This window comes from Demequina aestuarii (assembly GCF_000975095.1).
Lineage (GTDB): Bacteria > Actinomycetota > Actinomycetes > Actinomycetales > Demequinaceae > Demequina > Demequina aestuarii.
Genome location: NZ_BBRD01000001.1, coordinates 1,587,386 through 1,600,177 on the forward strand (window position 1 = coordinate 1,587,386; position 12,792 = coordinate 1,600,177).

A 12,792-nucleotide genomic window follows, 5' to 3' on the forward strand; every position below is an offset into this window, starting at 1 on the left:
TCATGCTTGCACCTCCGACTGCCCGCCGACCGCGCCGGCGACAGGAGAGGCGGCGACGCCCACCCAGGTGAAGCCGTCCTGATCGGGAGTCGACTCGTATGCGAGGCGGATCTCCTGCCCCGTGCTCAGGGAGAACGCATCGAGACCGTCGCAGCACATGGGGTAGAAGAGCCACACGTCATGACCATGGGTCCTGGCCCGGGCGGCTCCGACTCCTTCGGCGGGGTCCCACTCGACGACGACGGCGACGTCTTCCACCACCTCACGCCCGTGACGCACCTCATTCATGCGATCAGTAGTAGCACCCCGGGGCGCCACCCCACCGGGACTCCCCGTCAGCCGGTGACCGTCACGACGGCGAGCGAGACCCGGTCGTGCTCGATCGACAGGGCTCCTTCCGCATCGGCGGGGACCGCCAGCTCCACGACGGCGGTCGCGTCGGGGGCCACATCGGCCTCCCCGGTTGCGAGCACGGCATCGCTCGTTCCCACCGAGACAAGCGTCAGCTCGACGGTGGCGAGGACCCTATCGGGCCCCTCTCCTTGGTCATGGCACGTCTCGACAAGGTTCTCGAGTCGCACGGTCAGGGTTGCGCCGGGACTCGCCACCGGCGCGACGTCGGCCTCGATGGCCGCGCAAGCGCCAGACGAGTCAGAGTGATCGAGCGTCTCGGCAGACCCCGCGGCCGCGGGGGACGCACCGCAGCCGACGATCGCCACGGCGATGGCCATCGAGGTCGGGGCCAGCGCCCACCGTCGCGTGATCGCGTCGCGCAGGGGCATGGCCGGCGCTAGCCGTCGAGATCGAACACGACGAGGCGTGCGGCCCACTCGCCGATGATCGCCGCAACCGGCAGGTGAGTCGGATGGTCGAGGTAGCCGTCGCGGGCCGCCGCGTCGGCGAAGGTCGCCACGAGGCACCACTCGAAGCCGGACTCAAGCCCCTCGGTGCTCACGCTCGGTCCCTCGACCACGCTCAGGACGCCCGGAATCTCCTCGGCAAACCGCCCGATGGCGAGGCGCATCTCCGCACGGGACTCGGCGGGCATCCCCTCGCGCCACTCGGTGAGGACCACGTGGACGATGGAGCCGGTGTCAGCCATGGTCCGAGCCTGGCACATGGCGGTGGCGCGTGTGGATCGGGCGCGCTCCGAGGCCCCGACAGCTGGCCGCAGGTTCATCGGCGCCGACCGCCCGGCTCTGGTTGCTGAGGTAGCGTGACGCTCGTTCGATTTCGACATCTGGGGGGAATATGGGAGCACGCTCCTGGCGATACGCCATCGCAGGGACCGCGGCGGTGCTGGTGGCAGCGGGATGTTCCTCCTCGACCGCGTCCGTCGAGCCCGAACCCGGCGAGCTCGACTACGACATCGCGGTGACGCGCACTGCGGTCCAGTTCGCGGCGACTCCCGGCGAGCTCGAGTACAACCCATGGGCCCACGAGATGATCGAGCTCGGCGGCGACTTCGGCACCGTCCGCATCACCGATGAGCTGGAGCAGTCGGGGCTGGACATTCTGTGCGGATCGATCGCCGGCGGTGGCATGAGTGAGTCGTACTACTTTGGCGCCGTGGCCCAAGAGGCCGTGCACGGCGCGGTCCTCGCCTCAGCCAGCAAAGAGTTCCGCGACAGCTACAGCGCGTTCGCCGTGAGCCTGGGCCAGGCCGACTCGCGGGACGAGGACGGCGGCGAGCCCGACCTCGACGCCTTTGCCAGCCTCACCGATGAACTCATGGACGAGTGGGTCGAGCTCTACGAGATGCAGGTCGCCCTGGAACAGGAAGCCCTCACCGTCGAGGGAGCGCGGGCCGCACAGGCCGCCGCATCCGAGCGGTGCGGCGTCACTCTCGACGATGCGGACGTCACCGACGAGCCCGCCGCTCCCATCAACCCCAGGCTGTTGAGCGAGCCCAGGCGGTAGTGACGGACACACGCCACGATGACCCGACGATGGGCGTACTACACCCACGCTTCGTGCGGCTCGCCGGCATGTGACGCGTAGGCATCCCACTCGGCTTCAGGCTCGCGGGCACGATCGGCGGCGGCCCAGGCGCGAACCATCGCCTCGTCCTCGGGCGTGATGCAGGGCCAGACCTGCTCCGGAGGCGGCGGGATGTCGATGTCGAGCGCCGCCGAGCCGCCAGCAGACGGAGTCCTCCCCGGGTCAAGGTGTGGCGGCGGAATGAAGGCCACCGAGGACCCGGTGGCGTGGATCTCCCAGCCCTGGCGGTGAATGTCGTGATGGCACCTGGTACAGAGCATCACTCCGTTGGACAGGTTCGTAGTCCCGCCGTGCTGCCACCACCTGATGTGGTGCGCCTCGCAGCGCTCCGGCGGGGCATGACACTTGGCGCACCCTCCGTCACGCTGCACCAGCGCGATCCGTTGCGCATCGGTGAACAGCCTCTCCCGCACACCCTGATCGAGGATCTCACTGTCGCCTCCGAGGACCTGCGGGATGATCTCTGCGTCCCCCGACAGGCGACGCAACTGACCGACCGAGACCGGCTGGTCGATCCCGTCGACGCTGCCCAGTCCGTCGCCGCTCATCAGGTCCGACAGACTCATCCGCACCACCATCGTGGTCCGCACCCCGGAACGGTCGGTCCGCGTGCACCCCAACGAGTGTCGCGCGAGCGCATGCAGCGCATCGACTCGCATCTGTCCCACGGTCCTGGTGTCGTCGCTTTCGCTCGCGCCGTTGCGACCGGTGCCACGACCTTGCCGCCGCACGTCGCGGGTGGTCATCTGCTCGAGGACATTGATGATCGGCGCCGCAGTGACCGCGTCCATCACGCCGTGGATGAGCACGTTTCCCTCGTGGTCCTGCTTCCACCACAGATACCTGGCCTCATGGTTCTCGCGCTCGCGCCGCTCGTGCTCCACACGATCGAGCCGTGCCATCGCCCGCGCGACCATCTTCCGCACATCGTGCGCCGCCATGGACACGGCCCGGGACACCAGGCTCTTCTCCACCGCCGCCAGCGACGCGGGGTCCACGCGCTCCCTCACCTTGTTCAGCGCGCCCACGATCAGTGCGGCAGCGTCGACCGACAGTTCGCCGGCCGCCGACGCCGTGGCGACCTCCGGATACTTGGCCCCACGCGCCTGTCCAGCACCAACCGACGACCCAGCCCCCGCATCGGCCGCGTCGCCCTCGCCCTCCTTGAGAGGGCGTGGAGCGAACGCGTCGCCAGCAGTGATCGCCTGCTTGGCCCCGTTGACGGACCCTCCCCGCACCTTCGACAGCAGCGTCGCGGCGTTGCCCTGCCCTTCGCGCCGAGCGAGCCCGCCGCCGGGCAGTTCCGGAGCCGAGAGCCGAGCGATCTCCCCCGCGCATCGGGCGCCCATCGCCCCCACCAGCCGCTCCAGGGTGGCGACCGCCGCGTTCAACTCCAACAGCTGGTCCTTCGACTGCCCCGAGACCTCGCGAGATGCGAGCACGCGCACCACCGCGTTCACCCGCTCCACGTCCGCCGCCTCAAGAACAGTCGTCTCGAGACCAGGTGCCTCATCAGCCATGACCTCAGTCAAACACCGGGGTCTGACATCGACGCCACCAGCGTCTCTCCCGGCACATGGGCCCGCCGGGAATGATCCGGACATCACGGGATCATTCGACGATCGAGGGACAGCCGTAGTGGAACGACTGAGCACGTTCGCCACCGAGATCAATGGCGACTCCGTATGGACGAGTGGACCCAGACCCTGTCAGCGGGACCTCTCCTCGGGATCGCGGCGGGTGCGATGGCACTGATCCTCGTCCTGGTCATCACGTTCACGCTCCACGCGTTCCTGACGCTCATCGTGGTGTCGCTGATCACTGCGTTGGCCACGGGCGTCCGCCGCGAGAGACGCCAAAGGCGAGCACGATGCAGTGATTGCCATCGCGCTCGCCTTCAGTTCCATGCCACTACTGACCGGGCGAGAAGAGCTCGCCTCGCGTGTCAGAAGAAGTGCTTGCGGCCACCGACGCTCTTGCCGAGCGCGCCCAGGAGGACGAGCACGAGGCCGACGACCACGAGGATTCCGCCGATGGTCGTCAGGATCGGGATCGAGGCCACGAGGCCGATGACGAGGAGAATGAGGCCGAGAATGATCAAGGTACGTCCAATCGTTGGCGGCCCGTGCAGGGCCGTGTGTGGTCTTGCCGTGAGGGTCAACGCGTGAATGGCTACGTAAAGTCCCTCGTGGCCCATGCGTCCGGCCCCGGCGCGCGTGAGCCGGTCCCTTTCCATCCAAAGATGGAACCTCTCCAGTAGGCACTTTCGCCGCTAGAGGCGGACCCCTCCGGATTCCTACCGTGGCATCAGCCGGCGCACCCCGCGCCGGGACCAGCCAAGGAGCGAACCATGAGCATCCCAGCCAACGTCCAAGCACCGCCGACGACAGCGGTGGCCCTCACGGACGTCCGGAAGACCTACGCGACCGGGCCCCAGCCCGTCCACGCCCTGCGCGGCGTCAGCCTCGCGGTCAGCAAGGGATCCTTCACCGCCGTCATGGGCCCCTCGGGCTCCGGCAAGTCCACGCTGCTCAACGTCGCCGCCGGCCTCGACCAGCCGTCCTCGGGGCGCATCGTCATCGGCGACACCGACATCAGCCACCTCAATCCCGAGAAGCTCACCACGTTCCGCCGGCGCCGCGTGGGCTTCATCTTCCAGTCCTACAACCTGCTCCCCCACCTCAGCGTCTCCGAGAACCTGCGCCTGCCGTGGTGGCTCGACAATCAGACGCCCGACCCCGCGCGCGAGCAGGAGCTCCTGCGCGCAGTCGGCCTGCAGGACATGGCCCACCGCCTCCCCACCGAGCTCTCCGGCGGGCAGGCCCAGCGCGTCGCGATCGCCCGCGCGCTCGCGACGCAGCCCGACGTGATCTTCGCGGACGAGCCCACCGGCGCCCTCGACTCCCACACGGGCGCCAGCATCCTCGCCACCCTCCGCGATGCGGTCGCCACCTACCGGCAGACGCTCGTGATGGTCACGCACGACCCCCAGGTCGCCGCCGCCGCAGACGAGGTGGTCTTCCTCGCCGACGGTGCCGTGGTCGACCGGGCCGCCGGCGCATCGGCCGCCCAGATCTCCCAGCGCGTGCTCGAGCTGGGGCGGTGACCGGCATGCGACAGGTCTCCCTGCGCGCCCTACGCGCCCACTGGCCCAGCGCGGCCGGCGTCTTCCTCACCATGGTTCTCGCCTCGGCCCTGATCTTCGCCTCGGGCGTGCTGATCGAATCGGGCCTGCGCGAGAGCGACCCCTTCTCCCCCACCGCCACGATGCTCCCCGCCGTCATGGGCTCCTTTGGCGGCGTCGCGATCATGCTCGCGCTGTTCGTGGTGTCCTCGGCCTTCGCGGCCTCCCTGCGCGACCGTCGCCGCGAGTTCGCACTGCTGCGCGCGGTCGGAGCCACGGGCGGCCAGGTGCGATCGCTCATCTCCACCGAGGTGATGGGAATCTCTCTCGCCGCACTGGTCGTGGGCAGCGTCGCAGGATCCTTCGGCGCCGGGGCCCTCGTCCCGCTGCTGCGCGCGAGCGGCATCGTGGAGGAGGGCTTCGCGCCCGTCGTGTCCGTCTTGCCGATGCTGGGCACTGCGGTCCTGCTCCTCCCGGCAGCGTGGCTCGCGGGTCGCCTGGCGGCACGCGAGATGGCTCGGCTCAGCCCCACCTCAGCGGTGAGCACCACGGCGGCCGATGCGCGGACGCTGAGTCCCGGACGCGTCACGGCCGCGTGGGTCTGCTTGGCGGGTGGCCTGACGGCCACGACGACACCGATCTTCGTCCCAGGCGCCATGGGCGGTGCGACCGGGGCCTCATCGGCACTGCTGTTCATCACGGCCGTCGCGCTGGCTGGGCCTGCGCTCGTGCTGCGTGGGGCGACGTGGCTCGCTGAGCGGCGGATGATGCGGGCGCGCGCCGCCAGCGTGCTGGCCACGGCGAACGCGCGCGGCTACTCCCGTCGCCTCACGGCCGCGGTGGTGCCGCTCGCGCTGCTCGTGTCGCTCGGCTCGGTCCAGACGGGCGTCAACCGGACGGTCGCCGAGGCCGGGGCTCAGCAGCTGGGAGACGCGATCTCGGGCGACCTCGTGTGGCAGGGAGCACCCGAGCAGGCGGCCGATGCGCGCGAGACCCTCGCTGGCCTGACCGGCGTCGCTGCCGTCACTGCAACGGAGACGGCGATGGTGCAGGTCAAGGTCGAGGCGACCGACGAGGATGCGCCGTTCATGGACCGCCTCTCGTGGGAGGCGGGGTCGGTGCTGATGCTCGACGACCCCTCCGGCCTGATCGACCCCGACGTGACCGAGGGCGACCTCGCGGCACTGGAGGGCGCCGATGCCGTCGCCGTCGCGTCCGATGACCTGACCCTGACCGGCAAGGGCGTGGGCGACCGCATCGACCTGCGCCACCCGGACGGGTCGGAGTCAACGCCGACGATTGTCGCGGTCTTTGACCGTGGACTCGGGCTCGGAGGGCTGATCATGGGGCCGGATGGTCTCGATGCCGCTGGAGCGACGGAGTCACCGACGGTGATCGTCGAGACCGCCTCCGGCGAGCAGAATGCGGTGCTGCAGGCGGCCGAGGCAGCCGGGCTCGCGCTCACGCCCGTTGACGACTACGTGGAGGCCGCGACCGCGATGAGCTCCTCCGACAGTCGACTGTCCAATGTGCTGCTGATGGTGCTGCTCGCGTTCATCGGGATCGCGGCCGGCAACGCCCTCGTGATCGCGACCCGCTCGCGTGCGGGAGAGTTCGCGCTGCTGGGGCGCCTGGGTGCGACGCGTCGGCAGATGCGGGCGATGCTCGGCATCGAGGCGGCCCTGGTCGCTGTCGCGGCCGTCGCGCTTGGGACGCTCACCGCCCTGCCAGGGTTGGTGGGCGCGTCGCTGGCGATGGTGCGCGGGTTCAGCCTGGGCGTGGATCCCATGTTCTGGGCGGGCCTCGCCGCGGCCGCGGTCGTGATCGCCTTCGCCGGGGCTGCGGGAGCGAGACTACGGGTGCGGGCTGACTGAACTCGCCAGCGCGCTCGAGCGTCGCGACGTCCTCGCCGTCGATCACCACGGTCGCGGTGCCGCCCGGCGGCGAGGACGCTGGCGGAGCGTCGTGTAGAAATACCAGTGGAGAGGCCTCCTTCCCCGAGGAGATCGCCCTCTCGATGGCGGCCACCAGGTATTCAGCCGAGACAAGGAGCGTTCCCATGACGCAGGAGACGACAGCGGACTCCATGAGCGCGACGCTCACGGCGTGCGGGGTCTTCTTGATCGGCGTCAACGAGATCTGCCTGTCCATTGGGAGAAGCCATCAGCCCACGCCCCGCTGAGTTCCACCGGGAGCGACGGGTTCCGCAGGGCGCCAGGGTCGCGCTACCGGCCGATGCGCGGGCATAGGACTGCGGTGCGCGTGCGTTGGCCTAGGCATGGCCATGGCAGTCCGTCGACCCTCCGCCTCGCTCGGCGCGGCATTGCTCGCGGCGCTCGCCCTCACGACGGCCGCAACCGCGAGCGTTGACGACGCCTCCGCCGTCACCGACATCGTTCTGACCGTCGGCGCCGACGAGACCCAGCGCAACGTCGCCTGGTACACCCCGCACGAGGTGACGGGAAGCGTCCAGTGGGCCCCCGCATCGGCCGTCGAGGGTGACGAGTTCCCGGCGGCGAACGCCGACGAGGCCGAGACCACCAGCAACGGCGAGACGCACGATGGCCGCCACTTCCACCACGCCACCATGGACGGCCTCGAGGACTCCACGGACTACGTCTACCGCGTGGGCGGCGGCGAGTGGTCGACTACATACCGGTTCTCGACGGGCGACTTCGACTCACGTGAGGTCGAGTTCCTGGTGGTGGGAGATCCGCAGATGGGCAGCTCGGGTGACGTCGCCGCAGATCAGCAAGGCTGGAACGCCACTCTCGACACCGCACTCGAGATGTTCCCCGACGCGGCGTGGGTGCACTCCATGGGTGACCAGGTCGAGGAGCCCTCAAACGAGGCGGAGTACCGCGCGCTGCTGGACCCTGACGCGCTGCGGTCGGTGCCGTTCGCCTTCAACCTCGGCAACCACGATGCGGGCTCCACCGCTTATGCCACGCACTTCCACCTACCCGGCGCTGAGGGGGCCGCGGGCTACCACTGGTACCGCCACGGCGACGTGCTGGTGATTGGGCTGGACTCGAATGCACTCGACGTCGAGGCGCACGACGCGTTCATCGAGAACGTCCTGGCCGAGCAGGCCGAGAGCGCCGCCTGGCACATCGTCACGTTCCACCACCCGGCCTTTGGGCTCGCCGAGCACTCCAATACGGCGGAGATGGTGGAGTTCCGCGAGGCGATTTCGCCCGTGCTCAGCGAGCACGGCATCGACCTCGTGCTGAATGGCCACGCCCACACCTACGCGCGCTCTACCCTCATGGACGCCCGCGAGCCCGTCGAGTCCGAGGACCCCGGCGCGCTGCATCCTGACGAGGGCCAGACGCTGTACCTGACGCTCAACTCCTCGTCCGGCTCCAAGTACTACCCGCTCGCCACCGAGGACTTCATCAACGCCGCCGACCCGCAGGGCTTCGACTTCGCCCAGGTCACGTGGCAGGAGGAGGCTCCCAACTTCACGCACGTCGAGGTCTCCGCGGACGTCATGACCATCGGGACCTACCGCACCGACACCGGCGAGGCCTACGACGAAGTGGTGCTGCACCGGGCGGGCGCACCCGAGCCGTCGCCGCCGGCCTCCCCCAGCGCGAGCCCGTCGAGCAGCGCGCCCAGTCCCAGCCCCAGGTCTGAAGCACGCCCCGATGCGGCCGCCGCCGAGGGCGACGGAATGCCCGCCGGCGCGATCGCCGCCATTGCGGTCGGGGCGCTCGCGCTTGCGGGCGGCGGCACTGCGCTCTGGCGCAGGCAAACGGGCGGCCCGCACTAGTGCCTCGGAAATGTTCACCACCCCAGGTTCCGAGCCGATCGGGCCTGTGACCAGTGGCGCCGTCCGCACCGCGGTGGCGCGACGCCCATGGAAGGGAACACGAGCCATGAACCGCCCGCACGCGTCCGATTCGGTTGCCCAGCAGCGCACCGGACGCCGTGCCGCGAGAACGAGGGTGAGGCGCCGCTTCGCCTTCTTTGTGCTGTGCGTAGGCGTCCTCATGCTCGTCGTCTCCACGCAGACCGAGGTCAGCGCCAATCTCATCGAGCCGGGCGCCTCCGAGCTGGACACCACCAAGGCCATCGCGATCTCTGTCGCGGAGGTGCGGGCTGCGATGGACGCGTGCGAGGCCGCGGTGTCGTCGTCGACGGCTGCGGCAGACATCGACGCCTATGAGGCGGCCATGGCCGCAGCGCCCGGCGAGGACTCGGGCCAAGCATCCCCCGTATCCTTCGACGAGCCCCCCGTGCCTCAAGATTGCGCGGCGACTGCCCTGGGAGACGTGGGCGAACTGGACGGCCGGCCCGACTCCGTCCTCGCGATCCTCGCCGCCAATGCGCAGACTGTGGCGGCCATGGAGACCCTGATCGGTGACGTGAAGGCCTTGGACGCCACCGTCGCCGCCGCCTTGGCCGACGTCGATGGCCAAACAGTCGCCGTTGCGAGCCAACCAACCGGCTGACTCACCGAGCCGCGAGCGCGTCGGCCGCCCGGCGACTGGCCGCTGCGCTCGCTCGCACGTCGCGCGCGCTTACTGGAACCAGCGGATCGCGGATTCGGTGAAGAACCCGAACAGCACTCCCCACGCGATGATCGAGATCCCCATCCACACATAGACGCTCCGCGCCGAGGCGCCGAGCGCCACCATCGTGGGTCCCGTGAACTGGCTGGGCAGCGCGAGCGGGCCCAGCAGTGAGACGCCGGGCACGCCGAACCGGTCCATGTACCTGGCGACCTTCTGGCGGCGCTTCGTGGGAATCGCCGCATCGTCGCCATTGCGCCTGTTGACCACTGCCCTCCGCGCCCGTGCCGCGCCCGCAATCAGCAGGAATGTGGCGATGGCGTTGCCCACAGAGGCCAATCCGACAGCCACCCAGGAGTCGAGACCCACGATGATGCCCAGGAAGCTTCCCAGGTAGGACTCGATGAAGGGGATGGCGCTCACCAGGATGAGCGCTCCGATCTGCTGCCAAGATTCGAGGTCGCCCACGAACTCCACGAGTTCGAGGAAGAACTCTCCGATGCCGTCAAACAACATGAGTGATCCTTAGGGTTTCTGGGAGGGCCGCGACGCCGTCGCTTGAGGGCCTCGCGGAACTGGACGGCATCAGAGTCCCTGGATTCGCGTCTTCGCAGAAGTGTCGCCACGTCACCACCTGGACGTGACACAGCGTCACTAGTGCAAGGCCGCTTGACGCGCGAGGATGGGTGTCGCCACCCAGCAAGCAGCCAGCCCCGGAAGGACACCCGCTCCCCCATGACCGCCCCGGCAGCGCGCCCGCTCGCCCGCATGCGCACCCTCACCACGGCCATCATGATCGGCACAGTGAGCGTGGTCGGCGGGCTCATGCTGATCCTCACCGCAGACGAATGGTGGCACGTCGCTCTCGTCGCGCCCAGCCTCACGGTGGCGGTGTGGGTCGCGAGCCGGTGGCACGCGCACCCTCGCCGCGCCGTGCTCGCCAGCGCGTTGGCGTTCACGGAGGGCACGTGGGCGGTGGCGGTGCTCGTCGGCGCCGACATCCCCGCAGCGGTGCCGGTCGCCACGGTCGCCGGAGTCATCGTCGCGACATCGGCACGGTCGCGGTTGGCCACGTCCGCCGCGCTGTTGGCGATGATCGTCGGCACGGCTCTGCTGAGCCTCGTAGGCTCCCCCGAGTCCACCGCCGCCTATGTCGCGGGCTCCTTTCTCTACGGAGTGGTGTTCGTCTCCACGTTCTGGCTCAACGACATTGCCTGGAAGCTCTTCACTGAACTCGACGAGATGCGCGCCTCCGATGCCGAACTCGCCGTGGTCAAGGAGCGCATGCGCTTCGCGGCCGACCTCCACGACATCCAGGGCCACACCCTCCACGTCATCAAGCTCAAGGCAGCCGTCGCGGCGCGGCTCCAGCACACTGACCCCGAGCGCGTGGCAGCCGAGCTCGCCGAGATCGAACGCCTCACCGGCGAGACCATCGATCAGGCGCAGCACCTCGTGAACTCGACGCGGCAGCTCTCCTTCGCATCCGAGCTCGTCAACGCCACCGCGCTCATGACGGCGGCCGGGATGGAGGTCGACGTCACCGGCGGAGACACCCGTATTGGCGCGGACGAGGAACTCTTCGCCCTCGTGCTGCGCGAGGGCACCACCAACATCCTGCGCCACCCGGCTGCGCGCCGGGTCAGCATCACAATTGCGGCCGATGCGCTCACCATCAACAACGACGGCGCCACCGGCCCGTCTCGGCCCGAGCGGGGCCTCGCGGCCCTGCGCGAGCGCGTCGCGCAGTCCGGCGGTGCACTGGACGTTGCGCATGAGGCCGATGTGTTCACGCTCAGCCTCACGTGCGGCCGGGTGACGGTATGACCATCCGCGTGGTGCTGGCCGACGACGAGGGATTGATCCGCACCGCACTCGCCACCCTGCTCCCGCTCGAGGGAGACATCGAAGTGGTCGCAGAGGCCGCGGACGGGCACCAGGCGCTCGCCGCCTTCAAGGAGCACCTGCCCGATGTCCTGGTGCTCGACCTCGAGATGCCCGGCCTGGACGGGCTCGACGTCGCCGGCGCCGTGCTCGCAGAGCACCCCGACCAGTCGATCCTCATGCTCACGAGGCACGCCCGCCCGGGCATGCTGCGCAGCGCGTTGAAGCTCGGTGTGCGCGGGTTCCTCGGTAAGCACTCCGCACCGGACACCATCGCGGAGGCCATCGCCCACGTCGCCGGCGGCGGGCGTCACGTCGATCCGACCGTCTCAGCCCAGGCGCTGATCGACGACTCCCCACTCACCGAACGCGAGAAGGACGTGCTGCGCGTGGCGAGCGACGGCTACTCGGTCACGGACATCTCGAAGATCCTGCACCTTGCGCCCGGCACCGTCCGCAACTACTTGTCGAGTGCCATCGGCAAGACGCACACGACAACTCGCCACGACGCCGCACGCTACGCGCGCGAACAGGGGTGGATCTAGGGCGCGCGCAACTCGGGCATCGCTTTGTGCCGACGACGATCGGAAATGTACCGCGCCGCGCTAGCCTTCAACTGCAGCCCCGCCTGGCGAGACACACTCCCCAGCACCGGAAGTTCTGGAGACGGGGCCGCCCCACCTCTAACGCGGAGTTGCGGCCTAGACACGCGACCCGCCCGGACCGCCCGCCGCCCGAAGGCCCCTCGTCGTCGACAGGAGGGACAGACTCGAACGACAAAGCGATGCAAGACGCGACAATCGCGGCGAGCACTACCGCAGTCAACCCGGCGGCGAGGGCACACTGTGGCGTGCGGGACGAAGTCGGATGACTGCGACGAAGAGAGCTGCCGCCACTGCGGCGCCGGACAGCGTGTGGGCAGCAATCAGCCACGCAGGCTGGTCAGGGCCAACGGCCGGCTGGGTCGCTCGCGCACTTGCGCGGAGCATCGCACCCCGGTCACAGTCAGCGCTCGCGCCCTCGCCTCGCTGCCGATGGAGTCGCCGTTGCTCGACGGTTGCGGCTGTGGACATGAGATTGCACCCTCAGACGGGCTAGCCGCGCTGGGCAGCGAGCCGAGTGCTTCTCGTCGCTAGCCGCGGCACCGGAAGCCGGGATCAGGTCCGTCCCGCCAGGGCTCGTACCGACCAGGGCACCTCGGACCGAACAGCACATGTGGATCGCGCGTTCGCCACCCAGACCGCGCGTCCGTTAGGCACTCGAGCT

General features: G+C 69.5%; 14 protein-coding genes. 8 read left to right on the top strand and 6 right to left on the bottom strand.

The annotated features are described in order from the left end of the window. From AOP72_RS07455 to AOP72_RS13585, 3 genes are read right to left on the bottom strand one after another with little or no spacing between them, the layout of a single operon-like run. Positions 1-288: a hypothetical protein gene (locus AOP72_RS07455; protein WP_062134472.1), complete on the bottom strand. Its 288-nt coding sequence runs from the start codon at positions 286-288 to the stop codon at positions 1-3. A 47-nt stretch (positions 289-335) separates the two neighbouring features. Continuing rightward, positions 336-782 carry a hypothetical protein gene (locus tag AOP72_RS07460; RefSeq protein WP_062134475.1) on the bottom strand — a complete coding sequence of 149 codons (447 nt, stop codon included), beginning with the start codon at positions 780-782 and terminating at the stop codon, positions 336-338. Between the two features lie 8 nt (positions 783-790). After that, the gene (locus AOP72_RS13585) at positions 791-1,102 is read right to left on the bottom strand and encodes a Dabb family protein (protein WP_062134478.1); all 312 of its coding nucleotides are present in this window, start codon (positions 1,100-1,102) and stop codon (positions 791-793) included. A 149-nt stretch (positions 1,103-1,251) separates the two neighbouring features. Here AOP72_RS13585 and AOP72_RS07470 point away from each other — a divergent pair, with 149 nt between their 5' ends. Beyond that, entirely contained in the window at positions 1,252-1,920 is a 669-nt protein-coding gene (locus tag AOP72_RS07470; RefSeq protein WP_062134481.1) for a hypothetical protein, read from the top strand. Positions 1,921-1,958: 38 nt separating this feature from the next. On the opposite strand, the gene AOP72_RS07475 is transcribed toward AOP72_RS07470, so the two are convergent. Together AOP72_RS07475 and AOP72_RS13590 are read right to left on the bottom strand one after the other, a co-directional pair. After that, positions 1,959-3,521 carry an HNH endonuclease gene (locus AOP72_RS07475; protein ID WP_062134484.1) on the bottom strand — a complete coding sequence of 521 codons (1,563 nt, stop codon included), beginning with the start codon at positions 3,519-3,521 and terminating at the stop codon, positions 1,959-1,961. A gap of 425 nt (positions 3,522-3,946) precedes the next feature. Next, complete coding sequence (locus AOP72_RS13590; RefSeq protein WP_193746383.1) at positions 3,947-4,102, bottom strand: DUF6131 family protein; 156 nt, start codon at positions 4,100-4,102, stop codon at positions 3,947-3,949. Between the two features lie 249 nt (positions 4,103-4,351). Between AOP72_RS13590 and AOP72_RS07480 the strand changes: the two genes are divergently transcribed. The 5 genes from AOP72_RS07480 to AOP72_RS07495 all read left to right on the top strand — a co-directional run bounded on the left by AOP72_RS07480 (position 4,352) and on the right by AOP72_RS07495 (position 9,582). Further along, a complete protein-coding gene (locus AOP72_RS07480; protein ID WP_062134486.1) occupies positions 4,352-5,107 on the top strand; it encodes an ABC transporter ATP-binding protein in 756 nt (251 codons plus the stop codon). A gap of 5 nt (positions 5,108-5,112) precedes the next feature. Further along, on the top strand, positions 5,113-6,999 hold the full coding sequence (locus AOP72_RS07485; RefSeq protein ID WP_152650293.1) for an FtsX-like permease family protein: 1,887 nt from the start codon (positions 5,113-5,115) through the stop codon (positions 6,997-6,999). Positions 7,000-7,184: 185 nt separating this feature from the next. Beyond that, complete coding sequence (locus tag AOP72_RS13895) at positions 7,185-7,307, top strand: hypothetical protein (RefSeq protein WP_274519729.1); 123 nt, start codon at positions 7,185-7,187, stop codon at positions 7,305-7,307. Between the two features lie 102 nt (positions 7,308-7,409). After that, complete coding sequence (locus AOP72_RS07490; RefSeq protein WP_193746384.1) at positions 7,410-8,900, top strand: purple acid phosphatase family protein; 1,491 nt, start codon at positions 7,410-7,412, stop codon at positions 8,898-8,900. A 220-nt stretch (positions 8,901-9,120) separates the two neighbouring features. Continuing rightward, positions 9,121-9,582 (top strand): hypothetical protein, encoded by a 462-nt coding sequence (locus AOP72_RS07495; RefSeq protein ID WP_193746385.1) that lies wholly within the window; start codon positions 9,121-9,123, stop codon positions 9,580-9,582. Between the two features lie 69 nt (positions 9,583-9,651). On the opposite strand, the gene AOP72_RS07500 is transcribed toward AOP72_RS07495, so the two are convergent. Next, on the bottom strand, positions 9,652-10,158 hold the full coding sequence (locus tag AOP72_RS07500; protein WP_062134497.1) for a hypothetical protein: 507 nt from the start codon (positions 10,156-10,158) through the stop codon (positions 9,652-9,654). A 219-nt stretch (positions 10,159-10,377) separates the two neighbouring features. Here AOP72_RS07500 and AOP72_RS07505 point away from each other — a divergent pair, with 219 nt between their 5' ends. Both AOP72_RS07505 and AOP72_RS07510 read left to right on the top strand, forming a co-directional pair. After that, a complete protein-coding gene (locus AOP72_RS07505; RefSeq protein WP_062134500.1) occupies positions 10,378-11,469 on the top strand; it encodes a sensor histidine kinase in 1,092 nt (363 codons plus the stop codon). Beyond that, a complete protein-coding gene (locus AOP72_RS07510; protein ID WP_062134503.1) occupies positions 11,466-12,071 on the top strand; it encodes a response regulator transcription factor in 606 nt (201 codons plus the stop codon). Before AOP72_RS07505 ends, AOP72_RS07510 begins: the two co-directional genes overlap by 4 nt. Positions 12,072-12,792: the final 721 nt, after the last annotated feature.

Bases quoted from the DNA above. Each gene is read 5' to 3' on its own strand.
- AOP72_RS07455 (WP_062134472.1), bottom strand. From the start codon at position 288: ATGAATGAGGTGCGTCACGGGCGTGAGGTGGTGGAAGACGTCGCCGTC.
- AOP72_RS07460 (WP_062134475.1), bottom strand. From the start codon at position 782: ATGCCCCTGCGCGACGCGATCACGCGACGGTGGGCGCTGGCCCCGACC.
- AOP72_RS13585 (WP_062134478.1), bottom strand. From the start codon at position 1,102: ATGGCTGACACCGGCTCCATCGTCCACGTGGTCCTCACCGAGTGGCGC.
- AOP72_RS07470 (WP_062134481.1), top strand. From the start codon at position 1,252: ATGGGAGCACGCTCCTGGCGATACGCCATCGCAGGGACCGCGGCGGTG.
- AOP72_RS07475 (WP_062134484.1), bottom strand. From the start codon at position 3,521: ATGGCTGATGAGGCACCTGGTCTCGAGACGACTGTTCTTGAGGCGGCG.
- AOP72_RS07480 (WP_062134486.1), top strand. From the start codon at position 4,352: ATGAGCATCCCAGCCAACGTCCAAGCACCGCCGACGACAGCGGTGGCC.
- AOP72_RS07485 (WP_152650293.1), top strand. From the start codon at position 5,113: ATGCGACAGGTCTCCCTGCGCGCCCTACGCGCCCACTGGCCCAGCGCG.
- AOP72_RS13895 (WP_274519729.1), top strand. From the start codon at position 7,185: ATGACGCAGGAGACGACAGCGGACTCCATGAGCGCGACGCTCACGGCG.
- AOP72_RS07490 (WP_193746384.1), top strand. From the start codon at position 7,410: ATGGCAGTCCGTCGACCCTCCGCCTCGCTCGGCGCGGCATTGCTCGCG.
- AOP72_RS07495 (WP_193746385.1), top strand. From the start codon at position 9,121: ATGCTCGTCGTCTCCACGCAGACCGAGGTCAGCGCCAATCTCATCGAG.
- AOP72_RS07500 (WP_062134497.1), bottom strand. From the start codon at position 10,158: ATGTTGTTTGACGGCATCGGAGAGTTCTTCCTCGAACTCGTGGAGTTC.
- AOP72_RS07505 (WP_062134500.1), top strand. From the start codon at position 10,378: ATGACCGCCCCGGCAGCGCGCCCGCTCGCCCGCATGCGCACCCTCACC.
- AOP72_RS07510 (WP_062134503.1), top strand. From the start codon at position 11,466: ATGACCATCCGCGTGGTGCTGGCCGACGACGAGGGATTGATCCGCACC.